Genomic DNA, 732 nt, shown 5'->3' on the forward strand with positions numbered 1-732 from the left:
CCTGGGGCTACCAGGTCACCGGCTACTACGCCCCGACCGCCCGCCTCGGCACCCCCGACGACTTCAAACACCTCATCGACACCCTGCACCAGACAGGCATCGGCGTCCTCATCGACTGGGTACCCGCCCACTTCCCACGCGACGACTGGGCACTGGCCCAGTTCGACGGAGAACCACTGTACGAGCACGCGGACCCATTGCGGGCAGCACACCCCGACTGGGGCACCCTGGAGTTCGACTTCGGCCGCCGCGAGGTACGCAACTTCCTGGTCGCCAACGCGGTCTACTGGTGCGAGGAGTTCCACATCGACGGCCTCCGCGTCGACGCCGTCGCCTCCATGCTCTACCTCGACTACTCACGCAAGCCAGGCCAGTGGACACCCAACGAGCACGGCGGCCGCGAGAACCCGGACGCGGTCGCGTTCCTCCAGGAGATGAACGCCACCGTCCACCGCCGCTGCCCCGGCGTGGTCACCGCCGCCGAGGAATCGACCGCCTGGGACGGCGTCACCCGCCCCACCCACAACGGCGGCCTCGGCTTCGGGCTGAAATGGAACATGGGCTGGATGCACGACTCCCTCCAGTACATGCAGCACCCACCCGTGCACCGCACCCACCACCACCACGAGATGACCTTCTCCCTGGCCTACGCCCACAGCGAGAACTACATCCTGCCCATCTCCCACGACGAGACCGTGCACGGCAAACGCTCCCTGGTCTCGAAAATGCCCG

General features: G+C 67.2%; 1 protein-coding gene. It reads left to right on the top strand.

The window, feature by feature from the left end:
* Positions 1-732: alpha-amylase family glycosyl hydrolase (locus CTZ28_RS46390; protein ID WP_259472124.1), on the top strand; the 732-nt coding region annotated here is incomplete at both ends.

The organism is Streptomyces shenzhenensis (assembly GCF_003688995.1).
Taxonomy (GTDB): Bacteria; Actinomycetota; Actinomycetes; order Streptomycetales; family Streptomycetaceae; genus Streptomyces; species Streptomyces shenzhenensis_A.